The following is a 15,013-nucleotide window of genomic DNA, read 5'->3' as shown; positions in this document are numbered from 1 at the left end:
TCAATCATGCTGCAACGTTCCTTTAAAGATTACTGTATCATTGACATTTAACCTGTTGCCTTTCACCGTTTGTCCATTTAACTTAATTTCTGTATCTGGCGCAGGATGGTGGATAACAACCTCGTATTCTGTCCAATCAGGAGTATAGCCGCTGCTTTCTTGGTTAAGTTCTATTTTAATCAAATTTTTGGAAAATGAACAGTTGATATTTATTTCTGCAAAGTGATCATCTTCATAAGCAAAAGTCTTGGCGTCATCTTCATACAAGCTATACTCCGTACTTCCATCAAGCTCTGCATACACATGGAACGTCATCTTCGTTTCTTTTACGGCAGAGTTTGGTTTTACCGTACCATGCGGCAGGATAGAGCCGGCTTTCACAAAGATCGGCAATACATCCAGTTCCGCCTTTATAAGGACATGCTGACCGCCTTCATATACGGTGTCTGTCCAATAATCATGCCATGTGCCATGTGGGAGATATACCGCTCGATGGGTGGTTCCCGAAGCATAACCGGCTCTGGTCAATAGAAATGGCCTGTCTCCGCCGATCAGCTTCTTCATACCATTATAGGTGGATTCACCCATTAATAAACCATACACATTGTGAAGCTCTCTGTGCGTTTTCGGATGACCGTTATTCCCATGCAACACTTTAACATCCATCGTCTTCGTCTCATTGAAGACAGCCGGTTCATTCATATCATTCCAGATGCCGTGGATTCCCATATCACTGTAGAATTTGTGGTTCTGACCCCACCATTCCCTTGTTTTCGTGTTCGTGAAATCAGGAAATGCTGACTTTCCAGGCCAAACGTCACCAAAATAATGGTGTCCTTCGATGTATTTACAGAAATGATCTTCATACGTTCCCTCTTGATAAGTTTTATACTCCGGATCCTCTTTGACACCCGGATCGACAATCGGAACCACACGAATACCCATTTCAAGCAAATCCTGAACCAGCTTCTTCGGATTAGGAAACCTCTCATGATCAAACGTAAAAACTCGGTACCCGTCCATATAGTGGATGTCGAGATAAATCGCGTCGACGGGAATTCCTTTTTCCTGAAAGGATTGCACAAGAGCTCTGACTTCAGCTTCGGTCTCATAGCTGTAACGGGACTGATGATACCCGATCGCCCATTTTGGCGGCATGTTCATCCGCCCTGTCAGCTCTGTGTATTGCTGTAAGACCTCTTTTGGCGTTGGGCCTGCCATTACATAATAATCAAGCTGACCGCCTTCTGCACCAAATGAGTATGAATCCTCATCTGTTTTCAAGTCAAAAGTAGATTTAAACGTATTATCAAAGAATATTCCATGCGCCCTTCCATTTCGCAGTGTCGTAAAAAAAGGAATCGATTGATAGAGTGAATCTGTTTCAGGATTGTGAGGGGCATAGACATCCGTGTTCCACATGGTCATCTTTTCCCCCCGCTTATTTAAAAAGCCGGATTTTTCACCGAAACCGTAAAAATGGTCTTCATGATCCATCTCTTTATAACAGATAACTTCTTTTTTCTCATTAAAACCCATTCCTCTTGCCCCTTCGGATACGAGAAGTGTGCCATCCCCCCGATATACTGAGATGCGAAAGGGTTTCTTCTGGATGGCAACACTGATTCGGGAAGCAGCTAAAATCATTTTGTCTTCTTCCTCTGTCATCTTAACGTTTATGTTTTCAGGTTCTTTTATAAGAGCAAAGCTTGAATCGAATGAAGGATATCCCGCAGGATTCATCGTCACTCTGACCGTACCTTCTGTATAAAACGAAACTCTTACAAAGCCGAATTCGCACTGAAACAAAAAAACCGTCTCTTCCTTTTCCGCCTTCAAGAGCTTTCCTATGTCGGTATAGGAACTGTTCAATAATTTGGCCTTTTTCCCTGGATGTATGGCAAAGCTTGTATCTAGCATTCTCATTTCCTCCAAAAATAATAGAATTCCATTCATTAAAAAACGGGAAAAGCGTATGCAGCTTTTTCCCGTTCATATATTGAGGCGCTTTTAGCCTTTTGTTCCTCCAGCCGTCAGCCCAGAAACGAAGAAACGCTGCAATGAAAGGAACAAGAGTCCGATCGGAACTGCAATTAATACAGATCCAGCTGCAAACAGTGTAAAGGAATTTCCAAACTCATCGGATACCATATTGAAAAGACCTACAGCCAAAGTCTTTTTCTCATCTGACTGGAGCAAGATGGACGCAAGAATGAAGTCCGCAAATGGCGAGATGAAACTGAACAAAGCAACCACAGCCAGAATTGGCTTGGCAAGCGGAAGAATGATCTGCCAGAAAATGCGGAAGTGTCCTGCTCCATCAATGCGTGCTGATTCATCCAGTTCTCTTGGGATCGTATCAAAGTAACCTTTTGCCAGCCAGGTGTTCATAGGAATCAATCCCCCAACGTACACAAGAACAAGTCCGAAATGCGTGTCAAGAAGTCCAACAAGGTTTGCAAGGATATAGATTGCAAGAATTGCCACAAACTGAGGAATCATTTGCAATACAAGGAATAGAAGCAGACCATTTTTTCGCCCGAAGAAACGGTAGCGAGAAAATGCATAGGCTGTCAGACCGATAAAGATTACAGCAAGAACCATAGTGCTGATACAAATTTTCAATGTATTCCAATACCAAGTTAAATATTGAGTTTTCGTGAACAGTTCTTTGTAATGCTGCAGTGTTGCATGCTCCGGTATAATCGTTGAACTCGTTAAACTGTCTCCGGGATTTAGTGATGATCCGATAACCCAGAGGATCGGATAGATCACTATTGTAATCGCAGCAAGAACGACCAGATAGGACAGAGTGAGACGTATAATTTTTCCTCGTTTAATGCTCATCTTACATCATTCCTTCATCTTTAAATGCTTTCGTTCGCTTAAAGTTAATAAGCGCAACCGTAACGATAACGACAGACAGCAGAACTGTAACAGCTGCAGCTTTGCTGTACTGTGCAGAAGTCATGGTCAAATTATATATCCATGAAATTAAAATGTCTGTTCCGCCCGCACTTTGTCCAGCAACGGCTGGACCGCCCTCGTTAAAGAGATAAATGACGTTAAAGTTGTTAAAGTTGAACGTGTACTGTGTGATGATGATCGGTGCAGTAGCAGCCAGAATCATCGGAAGCGTAATGGATCTGAATTTAACCCAAACTGTCGCTCCATCAACGGTTGCTGCCTCATACAATTCTTCAGGGATGGATTGGAGTACCCCGGTTGTCATTGCCATGATGAAAGGGAATCCCAGCCATGTCTGGATAAAGATGATCGCGACTTTCGTCCATTGCGGATCGGTCAGCCACGGTATGGGATCGATTCCAAAAGCTGCCAGAATATCGTTATTAATGGCTCCAAAAGAGTCGTTGAACATTCCACTGAACACTAGGATAGAAACGAAAGCAGGAACTGCCCATGGAAGAATTAATAACGTACGGATGATTCCTTTAAATTTAAGATCCTTTTGATTAATAACAACCGCAAGAAAAATCCCAACGGCAACCTGCAGAGTAGTTGCTGTAAATGTCCAGATAATTGTCCAGGCAAATACAGATACAAATGTATTTCTCCAGATATCCATCGTAAACATGTCACTGAAGTTCTGAAATCCTACCCAATCTACCAGTTTGGCAGGCGGCGAATGGTACAAGTCATAGTTGGTAAACGCAAGGAAAACCATGAACAGAATCGGAAATACAACAACAAAGATCAGGATAAAAAAGCCCGGCCCTACTAAAAGATAAGGGAATCCTTTATCAATCACATTTTGATATTGCTCTTTAATAGTTGTGACTGCAAAACCCTGATCTCTCTTCTTGCCATTTTGAAACGCATCGTAAATGTTAAACACATAAAAAGCGATGCCGAAACCAATCACGATAAATGCGATGACCCCTTGGACGAGAAGGATGATGGAATGGTCACGCGGAAGCTCTGTTCCGAGGGTAAAGAATCCCCAGAGCCCCATGTTCAACAGGTTCCCGAAAACAACGAAATAGGAAGATGCCAGAATAAGGAATAAAGCCCCTTTTATTCTTTGTTTATTATATATCTGGCCGATCCCAGGAATGATAGAGAGCAAAGCCGCAGTTTTACGATGGTTGGATTGATTTGCTAACGCCTCCATGATGTAGGCTGTCCCCTTTCTGAATCACTTGATATAGATGCATCTTTCAATGTCTGAACCTTCAGGTATTAGAAGATGCACCTATAGTGAAAGCAGTACCCAGATTATACTGGGTACCGCCTCCCTCTATATTATTTACCGGTGTGTTTTGCTTTAATGTTTTGCTCGATTGTTTTTGATGCGTCTTCCAATGCTCTCTTGGAATCTTGTTTACCTGTTGCAGTAAGCTGCAGCGCGTTTCCTACTGGTACCCAAACTTCAGCCATTTCTGGTACGTTTGGCATTGGAATACCGCGTTCTGATTGGACAGCAACTGCTTTTGCTGCTTCGTTATCAGCAATGATTGGATCTTTCATAAGAGCTTTGATCGGAGGGATCTCCTGAGTTTTTTCGTAGCGGATTTTCGCGTTCTCTTCGTTCGTTATCCACTCTACAAATTTTTGAGCCCATTTTTTGTGCTCAGAGTATGCACTTACGTTCCAGCCTTTAACACCGATGAATGTTTTTACATACTCGCCGTTAGGAAGCTTCGGCATTGGTGCAACACCGATATCGATTCCTGCATCTTTATAGCCTTGGAATGACCAAGGTCCGTTCATTACAGAAGCAACTTTCTTTTCATTGAATAGACCGTCAATGGTTTGTCCTGCTTTTTTCCCGATGATACCTTTAGGGAATAATCCTTCTTTGTACCATTTGGAAATGTAATCAGCACCTTCAAGAGAGCCTTTGTTTGTTAAACCAAGATCTTTCGTATCAAGTGTTCCATTATTATCCTTAAATACATAACCACCGTAACCGCTTAAGATGCCATGTGCGAAGTAGAAATCTGTCCAGTTCGCCAAGAACCCGTATTGCGCGCCGCCTTTGTCGCCTTTAGAGAACTTGTAAAGATCGTCAAGTGTTGCAGGCGCTTCTTTCATATACTTTTTGTTGTAGATGAAAACAGGTGTTTCAGTAGATTTTGGAAGACCATAAAGTTTTCCTTTAAACGTTAAAGCCGAGATTGATGAGTCAGTATATTGGCTTGTAATATCACTTGAAATATTTAGAGGCTCGATCAAACCTTCAGTAGCCAATGGCCCAATACGGTCATGTGGTGTTGTGATAACGTCCGCACCTTTGTGAGTCGGTCCATCAAGACGAAGCTTATCTTGTTGATCAAGCATTGGCATTTCTTTAAATTGAATTTTAATTCCGTATTTCTTTTCAAAGCTTTTCGCAGCTGGTTCAAGGCCTACACCTTTATCTGTATCTTCCCAGACTACTAATTTATCCGGTTTTTTCTCTGCTTTTCCTGTATTGCTGCTGCTTCCGCTGCTGTCTTGTGGACCGCAGGCAGAAAGAACACCAAAAGCAAGCACTGGCGTTAACATATAGGCCATTATCTTTTTCATTCTTGTTCCCCCTATTTTGTTTAAGATCTTGAACAACCGTTTGCACAACCAAATCAAAAAAAGGATTAGGCCTTCGCCTAACGTGTTGTGAAAACGATTGCATCAATTCCTAATTTCATTATACATCCCTTTTTTTTTTTGACAACTGTTTTCAAAAATTTTTATAAAACGCTTTCAACTCTTTCGTTGACATCAATTTCAGTATATACTACATTAAAGTTGAAATTAATTGCATCGGGGCAATGCTACCGCAGGTACAACCTCCACACAGAGTTTGTACCTTTTTTATATCCTATACGTGCAACCGATTGCAAAAACTAGTCAGGAGTGATGATATGCAGCGAGAAGTCCTGTACCATAGACCAAAGAATAACTATGCCTATGCCTATGACGAAAAAACGCTTCACATCCGTTTACGAACGAAAAAAGGTGATGTTCAGTCTGTACATCTTATCTATGGCGACCCTTATAATTGGATAGACGGGCGCTGGCAAATCCAGAAAAGTGAGATGACCAAATCGGGATCTGATGAATGGTTCGATTATTACTTCATTGAAGTATCTCCCGAGTTTAGAAGACTTCGTTATGGATTTGAGCTGATGAATGAGAATGAGAAGCTGGTCTATACGGAAAAAGGCTTTTATGAAGAAGCACCTATGGATGATACATCGTATTATTTCTGCTTCCCTTTCCTTAACAAAGCAGATGTATTCAGGGCACCTGAATGGGTAAAGAATACGGTTTGGTATCAAATTTTCCCTGAACGATTTGCGAATGGCAACCCTGCCAATGATCCTGAAGGGGCACTGGCATGGGGCTCAGCTGCACCATCCAAGACCAATTTTTTTGGTGGAGATTTTGAGGGTGTCATCCAGCACCTTGATCATCTCGCCAGCCTTGGAATAACCGGCATTTACTTCACCCCTATTTTCAAAGCAAAGTCGAATCATAAATATGACACGATCGATTATTTTGAAATCGATCCGCAGTTTGGAACAAAAGAAACCTTCCGGCAATTGGTGGATGCTTGCCATGAAAAAGGCATAAAAGTAATGCTGGACGCTGTTTTCAATCATAGCGGCTTCTACTTCGAACCCTTTCAGGATGTTCTCAGAAACCAGGAAAACTCGCAATATAAAAACTGGTTCCACATTCGCGAATTTCCGGTCATCACAGAACCTAAACCAAACTATGACACCTTTGCCTTTGAGAAAAACATGCCGAAACTAAATACTGAAAATCCTGAGGTAAAAGAATATTTATTGAAAGTAGCCCGGTTTTGGGTCGAAGAATTCAATATTGACGGCTGGCGGCTGGATGTGGCCAACGAAGTGGATCATCAATTCTGGCGCGAGTTCCGCAGCACCGTGAAAAGTGTAAAGCCTGATGCGTATATCCTCGGAGAAATCTGGCATGATTCCATGCCTTGGCTGCAGGGTGATCAGTTTGATGCGGTTATGAACTATCCGTTTACGACAGCAGCCTTGGATTTTCTAGCATTTGATAAAATAACAGGCAGCGAATTTGCTGACAAGATTACAAACGTTCTACAGTCCTATCCTGCAAACGTGAATGAGGTTGCTTTTAATCTTCTTGATTCACATGACACACCAAGGGTACTGACACTAGCCAAGGAAAATAAAGAAAGAGTCCGCCAATTGTACACACTCATGCTGTCCTTCCCTGGAACTCCCTGCATCTATTATGGAGATGAAGTAGGGATGACTGGCGAAATGGATCCCGGCTGCAGAAAATGCATGGAGTGGGATGAGGAAAAACAGGACCGCTCTTTATTTGAAGATATTCAAAAACTGATCACGTTCAGATCTGATCATTCTGCTTTTGGCAATGGTGGAACCCTCTCTTTTATCAAAGGGAGCCATACACCTGGAACGCTTCTTTATAAGAAAACATCTGCTGATGAAACCCTTTTATTCGCCTTTAATTCAGAGAGCGAACCCATAACGCTTGAAGAAGGTCTATTTGACGGATTCAGCAATGCCGTTAACCTTTGGACCGGAGAAAACATCAGCCCAGCTCATGCGGTTGTAAATGCCAATGATTCCTTGATTTTAAAATTAAGTTAACGTAGAACAGTGCAAGCGTCCTGTAAGGCAGTCAGCATGTACTTGGATTTTTGCTAGTCCTATTCATCAATAAAGCCCCTTTGACCATGAACGCTCACATGGCGCATATGAACCAAAGGGGTTTTTTCCCTCGGATGAAATTTTTTTCATCAGGCATATAGATAGGACTTTACATCACTCCCGGATAATTCCAATCAATGTCAGTGACATTGCCAAACATTTGATCGGACACATAATAATTTCCCTGCTGATCAACCTTAATTCCCGCCGGCATACAATTTTTCCAATATTGATTTACCTCAATTTTTTGATCAATAAAATCCCAATTTAAATGATACCAATGAAAAACCATGCGATAGCGGCCGAATTTACTTAAATCCTGCTGTGGGTTATACGATGGCTGGTAGGAGAAAGGCTGTGAAGGATATTGTCTGAATGGCAAGGAAGGATGGGAAGATGAAAAATAGGGTTGATGATAAAATTTTTCATCGTAGAAGGGAAATGCAGGCTCTTGCATAAAAAAAGTGAAACTCTCATCCGGATTAAAAAAGGTTTGACATTCTCCTATAGGCTCGCGGGCTGATCCCTTCCAGTTTCTTAAATAGCTTTGAAAAGTATGCGGCATCTTCCATTCCACACTTCCCTGCAATACCACTCATTCTTAATGTTGTTGAACTGATCAGGTTCTTGGCCATATTCATTCGGTATTGATACTGCAAAGGGGTAATCCCAATGGTCTGCTGCATGCATCTTGTTAAATAATCCTGAGGTTTTTCATTGAAAAATGTTCGTTGTAGTGCTGATGAACATAATCGATAATGCTCTGGGTAACCCAAAAAGTCGTAATAGTACAAGATATATCGGCGAACTCACTTTTTAATACTGTAATCATCCTTTAGAATAGGTAAAGTTCAATATCGTTTTTGTCAAAAGGAGATTCTACATTATGAGTAAAGCAAAAACACTAAAACCTGTCAAACTCTCCTTGATTGCGATTACGTGGCCCATTTTCATTGAAATCATGCTTCATATGCTGATGGGGAATGCCGATACACTTATGCTCAGCTACTATTCCGATCATTCGGTAGCTGCGGTCGGCCTTTCCAACCAGCTTCTGCAGATCATCATTGTTATGTTTGGATTCATAGCTACGGGTGCGAGTGTCGTTGTTGCCCAATCACTTGGAGCTTCCAAGGTGAAACAATCTTCGGAAGTAGCAGTCATGGCAATCACAGTCAACTTAGGGTTCGGATTATTGTTGAGTTTAATTTTATTTTTGTTCGGAAAAACGTTCCTCATCTGGATGAACACACCTGATGAACTTATGGATCAAGCGTATTCCTTTTTGGTCATCGTCGGCGGGTTTTCGTTCGTGCAGGCCGTTATCATGACCATCGGTGCCATCATTAGAACCTATGGTTTTACCCGTGAGGCCATGAATGTGGCGATTTTCATGAATGTACTCAATGTCATCGGAAATTGCCTTGTTATTTTCGGACCATTTGGATTTCCTGTTTTGGTGTTCAAGGGGTCTTCTCTCCATTTTCACACATGATCATGCCATTATAGCCGCAGGGGCCACGCTGCTTTATGTCACAGTTATCTTAGAGCCTGGCCGGTCGTTTAATCTTGTGGTCATCTCGTCACTTCGGGCGGCCGGAGACGCTAAGTTCCCTGCCCTGATGGGAGTCATATCGATGTGGGGAATCAGTGTCCCGCTTGCTTATTTTTTAGGAATTGCGATGGAGATGGGACTGCTTGGCATATGGATCGCCTTTATCGTAGATGAATGGCTGCGCGGACTTCTTATGCTTTGGCGCTGGAGGTCAAGAATCTGGGAGCGGAAGAACGTATTGGATATTCAGCCCGGCGCAGCTCACACATAGAAGGGGCTGTCCAAGAAGTCTGTAAGCTGTTGATTTCCGTTCCAGGCTGCTCGCTTTCCGCGGGGCGTGCGGTGAGCCTCTTGGTGCAAGCACCGGCGGGAGTCTCACCTGTCACGCTAGTCCCGCAGGAGTCTCGCATCTTCCACTTCAATTAACTTTTCATTGAAGATTTTTCAAGCCAAAAAGGGGCTGCCTGAAGGTCAATTTTCGACTTTCTGGACAGCCCCTTTTTCAATCGATAATATTAATGTTATAGTCGTTCAGCCAAGTATCGATTTGAGACAGATGGGCCATGAGCTGTGGCCCGGTCATTAGCTGGCCGAACCAAGGAACTTTAAATGCTTCACCGTTTGTATCAATAATCGCCTGAACTTTTTCTTTTTTTATCAATTCCAGTATAGGTGAACTGCTGTTATCGATGATCGACTGAAGCCACTCTTTCACACTTTGCGTATAGTTTGGATTATGTGTTTTCGGATAAGGGCTTTTCTTTCTATGAAGAACTTCATCCGGCAGGATTCCGGTAAGCGCTTTTCTGAGAAGGCCCTTTTCCCGCCCTTCCAGCATCTTCATCTCCCACGGTATGTTCCAGGCGTATTCAACGATCCGGTGGTCAGCAAACGGCACCCTGACCTCCAGACTTGCCCCCATGCTCATTCGGTCCTTACGATCGAGCAATGTTGTCATGAACCAGATCATGTTTAAGTAAAAAATCTCCCTGCGTTTCGCCTCCACTCCCGTTTCTCCATCAAGCCTTGGCATTTCCGCGAGTGATTCTTGGTACCGCTGTTTCACATAGGAAGATAGATTGAGCTTATTCTTCCAATGATCATGCAGCAGATCTTCACGCTCAGCCGTTGAACTCATCCATGGAAAAAGGGGCCGGTTCATAACTTCTGGTTTATGAAACCATGGATAACCGCCAAAAATTTCATCGGCACACTCACCGGAAAGTGCAACCGTGGAATGATCTTTAATCAGTCTGCAGAACCAAAGCAATGAGGAATCAACATCTGCCATTCCCGGAAGATCCCTTACTGCTACTGATTCCCGAAGGTGATTGACCAGCAGCTCTGTGTCAATGACACAATTGTGATGGACGGAGCCTTTGGCTTCCACCATCTTTTGGATAAATGGACCGTCGGCGTTCGGCTGGAAATCACTCACTTTAAAATACTTGTCATTATCCACATAATCGATGCTGAACGTGTGGAGCCGGCCTCTATTCTCTGATTTAAAATGCTCTGCCGCAATCGCGGATATCACACTTGAGTCAAGGCCTCCCGATAAAAAGGTGGAAACCGGCACATCGGCAACAAGCTGCCGTTGAACAGCATCCACCACCAGCTCTCTCACATTGGATATGGTTTCCTCCAGCGAATGAGGATGACGCTCGCTCTTCACGTTCCAATACCGCCAAAGCCTTTGACCGTTTCTATCAAATGTTAAAGCATGGCCGGGCCTGAGTTCACTGACCCCTTTAAACACACCATGTCCCGGAGTCCTTGATGGCCCCAGCCCGAAAACTTCCTGAAGACCTTCGCTCTCCAGTTCGGCTTTTACATCAGGATGAGCCAGGATCGCTTTTAATTCCGAACCGAACAAAAGACGCCCTCCCGCTATAGAGTAAAACAGCGGTTTGACACCAAGACGGTCTCGTGCAAGAAACAATTTTTCTTTTTGGGAATCCCAGATCGCAAAAGCAAAGATCCCATTAAAGTGATCAATACAGCTTTCTCCCCATTCAATATAGGAAATGAGAAGCACTTCGGTATCAGAATGACCTTCAAACCGATACCCTTTTTTCAACAGTTCTTTTCTTAAATCCTCTGTGTTATAAAGCTCACCATTATAACAAAGTGTGCAAGGGGCGTTCTCTTCTCCCCTCGTCATCGGCTGTGCGCCGCCTTCAAGATCCACAACCGCCAGCCTTGCATGGCCGAAGCCTGCATGAGTGCGGCTCCATACGTTCAAAGCGTCCGGACCGCGTTTCGATAATGTAGCTGCCATTTTAATCAATGTTTTATTTTCCTGTGAAACGTCGCGCTTCCAGTCTATCCATCCAGTAATCCCGCACACCGTCATCACCCTTTCCATTCGGATGCTGATTCATCCTTCCATAAGCGCCCAATACTTACTTTATGCAGGTAAGTGATAATGGTTCACCGGTATGAGTGGGTAATTATGCAAGATTGAAAAGCTTGCAAGCTAGCCATTAAAAAAACTGCAGCAAAGGAAGCTCCCTTTGCTGCAGTCTAGTGTGTAATCTGATTATTTAACGGCTGTTTCCTGTTTATCGTAGAGGGGCACCCAGCCTTCCTTTGATTTAAAGATTCGGACGGCCACAACTTTGCGGTCATCCATGAGTGTAAAGTAATGGCGATAGTTTTCAGGTACAGAAATGAGATCTCCTGGCTCTAGCTCGACGTCAAAAAATCGTCCCTCTGGCCCTTCAATCGCAAAAATACCGTGTCCGCTCACAATAAATCGTACTTCATCATCGGAATGGTGATGCTCTGCCAAAAAGTTTTTCAGCAGCTCATCAAGATTTGGAGTATCCGGTGATAGGGCAATTATATCTTCTGTCACGTATCCTCTCCTTTCTGACAGTTCATCAATTTCTTTTCTGAAGACCTGAATAATTTCTGCTTTCTCTTCATCACTTAAAGAATAGTTTTCTTTCAGGTGTGCAGGAAGTTTTTCAATATCCCAATTTTCGTAGATTACTCCCTGGCTTTCAAGATAAGCACTAACCTTCTTAAGTTCTTCATATCTTTCATTGTTATCATGAAAACGTAATTGCGCCATATGGCATCCCCCTATGCTCTTTCGTTTTATATAAGTGATGGTTGTCCATCATGAAACTGCATTATTGATTTCATTTTAATATGATAGGAAAATAGAAACTCTATTGCTTCCAAGTGCCTTTTCGCCTCAAATCCCGATTTGCCCCAAACGGTGATTCCGTGGTTTCGAATAAGGACAGCTCTTGTATCAGGACCAATTGCCTTTCCGAAGCTTTCGGCCAATATCTTAAGATCCGCATAGTTCTCAATAATGGGAACCGTGATGGACCCAGCTTCTTCCCAGATGTTAAAGGCCTTGATCAGTTCCTGCCCTTTGAAAGTAACCTGCCCCTCTCCTGCATACAATTCTGAAATCACATTATTGTCCACAGTATGCACATGGAGACAGCAGCCCGCATCGGTCAGCTGATATACTTTTGAATGAAGGCCGGTTTCAGCTGAAGCGCGGAGATGTGTCGGATCAGCCGCATTTCCCTCTGAATCCACCAATAGAAAGTCCTCAGTCGTCCTTCTTCGCTTATCCTTTCCGCTTGCGGTAACCAAGAAGGTAAGCGGTTGATCGCTTACCTTAATGGACAGGTTTCCGCTTGTTCCTGGAAACCAGTCCCTTAATGCCAATTCATCTTTAATGTCCGCCAGTTCTGTCCATAGCGCATCAAGCGTACTCAAACTCTCACTTCCTTTTCCTCAAGATACTGTACAATCTCATAAAAAGTAGAGAAAGGATCGTATGCAATGCTGAGTTCTTCGCATTTCTCGATCAAGAAATCTCTGGCAAACACTTTATCCGCAATCTTGGCGGCCTGCAGGTCTGTAATGGAGTCACCGATCACAATTTTTTCATAACGGGAAGAATCGTAGCCTCTCAGTATAGTAGGTTTACAGGATCCACAATCATTGCCGCAGGAAGAATCGCAGGAGTGCGGCCAAAGAATCTGTATTGTCTCTCCATGAAAATTACTCCCGTTGCAATAAATCTTATCTTGATTAATTATTCCATCAAGCATTGGATAAACGAAAAAATCAATTCCACCGCTGACGATAAACAGTGGGATATTGTGCTCTTTTGTATAAGCTACAAATTCTTTAAATCCTTCTCGAATTTTTGCTGTTGAGAGGACATAGTCCACAATCTCATTCTTCCTGTCGGATGGAATAAGGGAAAAGAGTTTCCCTACACCTTCCCGGATAGAGATCTCCTGATTTAGAATTTGATCTTTAATGAGTTCCCAGCCGTTCGGAGCAAAATTCTTCATGATATCGATAATATTATCTTTTTCGGTAATCGTACCGTCAAAATCACAAAAGATAATTTTCGTTTTGCTCATGCCTTTACCAATCCGCCCCACAAATCAAGCGCTTCTTTTAAAGGTTTACTTTCCTGGCTGATCTGTTCAAGAGATTTGTTTAGCATCAATCCATCGATTGCATCCCGGAAAGCTCTTCCGCCATCCACAGCCCCTCCTGGATGGCCGTGAACACCCCCACCAGCATTAATAATGCTTTCAATGCCAAAATCCTGAAGCAAGAGCGGTGTTAAACCAGGATGGATTCCTGCTGATGGTACCGGGAATGCCCCTTTCCAGTTTGCATCCTTCTCAGTCAGTTCGCCTGCAATGCCGATTGCATCTTCTTTTCGAAGGGCGACACTGCCATATGGTGACGGGAACAATACGAGATCCGCTCCTGCAAGGCGGAGCAGTTTACCAAGAAGCAGACGGTTGGAGATCCCATAAAATTCCGATGGTGTAATGGCGCCTGATAAGGCAGGATGTGCCATGATCGGAAGGCTGACGTCTGGATCTTCTGCTAAGCTTTGCAAGACGTCAAGCCCATAGGCGAAAACGTTAAAGAGCAATGCGCTTGCCCCGAGCTCTGCCGCCTTTTTTGCTTTATCTTTCAGATCATACGTACGCCCTGTCAAATTCACTGCATACAGTGTCTTATGTCCGGTCTCTTGTTCAGTTGCCGTTAATACTTCTTTAGCAGCTTTTATTCGTTCTTCAAATGGTGTCAGCGGATTATCGAACAGAATTTCATCATCTTTTACGAGGTCCACTCCGCCCAGCGCTTGTTCCTTCAGCTGATTCTTGAAATATTGAAGATCCCTGCCGATCACACCTTTAAAAATACTCATTAGAAGAGGCCTTTCAAAAACCCCTAGCTGATTGCGAATTCCATCAATTCCAAAAGAAGGTCCAGGAAAAGCCGAAGCCAATTCAGGGGAAAAATCAAGATCGATCAGCTTTACTTCTCCATCCAACGATAGTTTACCGAAAACAGTCGTCAAGATTGCCGGCAAGTCCGCTGTGAAGTTAGCGGCAGGATACGCGATTTTAAGAAGAGCCTGTTTTCTGGACGAGCCAAAGTATTGATTTACCCTCGTATCTTCGGGCAATTCATTGATTTCCACTACGTGGCCTTTATGGTTTCGCAGCTGTTCTTTCTGAAGATCCGGCAAGTCCGTCCATGAACCGACCGTCAGTCCGAGTGCAATTCCTTCAGCTTTTTTCTCAAAGTTGCCTTTTGGATCATGAACCAGATAGGTTGCAGTTATTGTCGACATGCTGAAATCCCTCCGAAAGCATAGATTTATATTAGAAAGGCGCAATCGCCCTGCTAAGGTCCGACAAGCGCCGGAACTCTTACACAGCAACACGCTTTTTGTGTTGTGGAGTAAGAGTGAAGCGACCAAAGACGAATT

At 43.3% G+C, this 15,013-nt stretch carries 12 protein-coding genes and 1 pseudogene; 2 read left to right on the top strand and 11 right to left on the bottom strand.

The annotated features are described in order from the left end of the window. From M1K46_RS07430 to M1K46_RS07415, 4 genes are all read right to left on the bottom strand, one after another. Complete coding sequence (locus M1K46_RS07430; protein ID WP_256225558.1) at positions 1-1,920, bottom strand: TIM-barrel domain-containing protein; 1,920 nt, start codon at positions 1,918-1,920, stop codon at positions 1-3. A 90-nt stretch (positions 1,921-2,010) separates the two neighbouring features. Continuing rightward, positions 2,011-2,847 (bottom strand): sugar ABC transporter permease, encoded by an 837-nt coding sequence (locus M1K46_RS07425; RefSeq protein WP_256225552.1) that lies wholly within the window; start codon positions 2,845-2,847, stop codon positions 2,011-2,013. Position 2,848: 1 nt separating this feature from the next. Next, complete coding sequence (locus M1K46_RS07420; RefSeq protein ID WP_256225551.1) at positions 2,849-4,132, bottom strand: sugar ABC transporter permease; 1,284 nt, start codon at positions 4,130-4,132, stop codon at positions 2,849-2,851. Positions 4,133-4,263: 131 nt separating this feature from the next. Next, positions 4,264-5,529: an extracellular solute-binding protein gene (locus tag M1K46_RS07415; protein ID WP_256225549.1), complete on the bottom strand. Its 1,266-nt coding sequence runs from the start codon at positions 5,527-5,529 to the stop codon at positions 4,264-4,266. A gap of 335 nt (positions 5,530-5,864) precedes the next feature. On the opposite strand from M1K46_RS07415, the gene M1K46_RS07410 reads away from it, so the two are divergent. Beyond that, positions 5,865-7,616, top strand: coding sequence for a glycoside hydrolase family 13 protein (locus M1K46_RS07410; RefSeq protein WP_256225548.1), 1,752 nt, complete (start codon positions 5,865-5,867; stop codon positions 7,614-7,616). Between the two features lie 169 nt (positions 7,617-7,785). Here M1K46_RS07410 and M1K46_RS07405 read toward each other — a convergent pair whose 3' ends face one another. Both M1K46_RS07405 and M1K46_RS07400 read right to left on the bottom strand, forming a co-directional pair. Continuing rightward, a complete protein-coding gene (locus M1K46_RS07405) occupies positions 7,786-8,133 on the bottom strand; it encodes a hypothetical protein (RefSeq protein ID WP_256225547.1) in 348 nt (115 codons plus the stop codon). 25 nt (positions 8,134-8,158) lie between these two features. Next, positions 8,159-8,452, bottom strand: a complete 294-nt coding sequence (locus tag M1K46_RS07400) for a helix-turn-helix domain-containing protein (RefSeq protein WP_256225838.1) — start codon at positions 8,450-8,452, stop codon at positions 8,159-8,161. A 110-nt stretch (positions 8,453-8,562) separates the two neighbouring features. On the opposite strand from M1K46_RS07400, the pseudogene M1K46_RS07395 reads away from it, so the two are divergent. Beyond that, positions 8,563-9,502: pseudogene (locus M1K46_RS07395) on the top strand (MATE family efflux transporter). 231 nt (positions 9,503-9,733) lie between these two features. Here the strand turns inward: M1K46_RS07395 and asnB are convergent. The 5 genes from asnB to mtnW all read right to left on the bottom strand — a co-directional run bounded on the left by asnB (position 9,734) and on the right by mtnW (position 14,875). Beyond that, positions 9,734-11,599 carry an asparagine synthase (glutamine-hydrolyzing) gene (asnB, locus tag M1K46_RS07390; RefSeq protein ID WP_305584435.1) on the bottom strand — a complete coding sequence of 622 codons (1,866 nt, stop codon included), beginning with the start codon at positions 11,597-11,599 and terminating at the stop codon, positions 9,734-9,736. 174 nt (positions 11,600-11,773) lie between these two features. After that, entirely contained in the window at positions 11,774-12,310 is a 537-nt protein-coding gene (locus M1K46_RS07385; RefSeq protein WP_256225546.1) for a 1,2-dihydroxy-3-keto-5-methylthiopentene dioxygenase, read from the bottom strand. Between the two features lie 26 nt (positions 12,311-12,336). Further along, positions 12,337-12,978 carry a methylthioribulose 1-phosphate dehydratase gene (locus M1K46_RS07380; protein WP_256225545.1) on the bottom strand — a complete coding sequence of 214 codons (642 nt, stop codon included), beginning with the start codon at positions 12,976-12,978 and terminating at the stop codon, positions 12,337-12,339. Beyond that, positions 12,975-13,637: a 2-hydroxy-3-keto-5-methylthiopentenyl-1-phosphate phosphatase gene (locus M1K46_RS07375; RefSeq protein ID WP_256225544.1), complete on the bottom strand. Its 663-nt coding sequence runs from the start codon at positions 13,635-13,637 to the stop codon at positions 12,975-12,977. The genes M1K46_RS07380 and M1K46_RS07375 overlap by 4 nt, the downstream gene beginning before the upstream one ends. Continuing rightward, on the bottom strand, positions 13,634-14,875 hold the full coding sequence (gene mtnW / locus M1K46_RS07370; RefSeq protein WP_256225543.1) for a 2,3-diketo-5-methylthiopentyl-1-phosphate enolase: 1,242 nt from the start codon (positions 14,873-14,875) through the stop codon (positions 13,634-13,636). Before mtnW ends, M1K46_RS07375 begins: the two co-directional genes overlap by 4 nt. Between the last annotated feature and the right edge of the window lie 138 nt (positions 14,876-15,013).

The sequence above is a fragment of the Fictibacillus sp. WQ 8-8 genome, from assembly GCF_024494405.1.
Taxonomy (GTDB): Bacteria; Bacillota; Bacilli; order Bacillales; family Fictibacillaceae; genus Fictibacillus_C; species Fictibacillus_C marinisediminis.
This window is presented reverse-complemented; position numbering and strand designations above follow the sequence as displayed.

What these genes read in the sequence shown, in the direction of transcription:
- M1K46_RS07385 (WP_256225546.1), bottom strand. Translation starts at nt 12,310, where the DNA reads ATGGCGCAATTACGTTTTCATGATAACAATGAAAGATATGAAGAACTT.
- M1K46_RS07430 (WP_256225558.1), bottom strand. Translation starts at nt 1,920, where the DNA reads ATGCTAGATACAAGCTTTGCCATACATCCAGGGAAAAAGGCCAAATTA.
- M1K46_RS07375 (WP_256225544.1), bottom strand. Translation starts at nt 13,637, where the DNA reads ATGAGCAAAACGAAAATTATCTTTTGTGATTTTGACGGTACGATTACC.
- M1K46_RS07410 (WP_256225548.1), top strand. Translation starts at nt 5,865, where the DNA reads ATGCAGCGAGAAGTCCTGTACCATAGACCAAAGAATAACTATGCCTAT.
- asnB (WP_305584435.1), bottom strand. Translation starts at nt 11,599, where the DNA reads ATGGAAAGGGTGATGACGGTGTGCGGGATTACTGGATGGATAGACTGG.
- M1K46_RS07420 (WP_256225551.1), bottom strand. Translation starts at nt 4,132, where the DNA reads ATGGAGGCGTTAGCAAATCAATCCAACCATCGTAAAACTGCGGCTTTG.
- mtnW (WP_256225543.1), bottom strand. Translation starts at nt 14,875, where the DNA reads ATGTCGACAATAACTGCAACCTATCTGGTTCATGATCCAAAAGGCAAC.
- M1K46_RS07425 (WP_256225552.1), bottom strand. Translation starts at nt 2,847, where the DNA reads ATGAGCATTAAACGAGGAAAAATTATACGTCTCACTCTGTCCTATCTG.
- M1K46_RS07415 (WP_256225549.1), bottom strand. Translation starts at nt 5,529, where the DNA reads ATGAAAAAGATAATGGCCTATATGTTAACGCCAGTGCTTGCTTTTGGT.
- M1K46_RS07405 (WP_256225547.1), bottom strand. Translation starts at nt 8,133, where the DNA reads ATGCAAGAGCCTGCATTTCCCTTCTACGATGAAAAATTTTATCATCAA.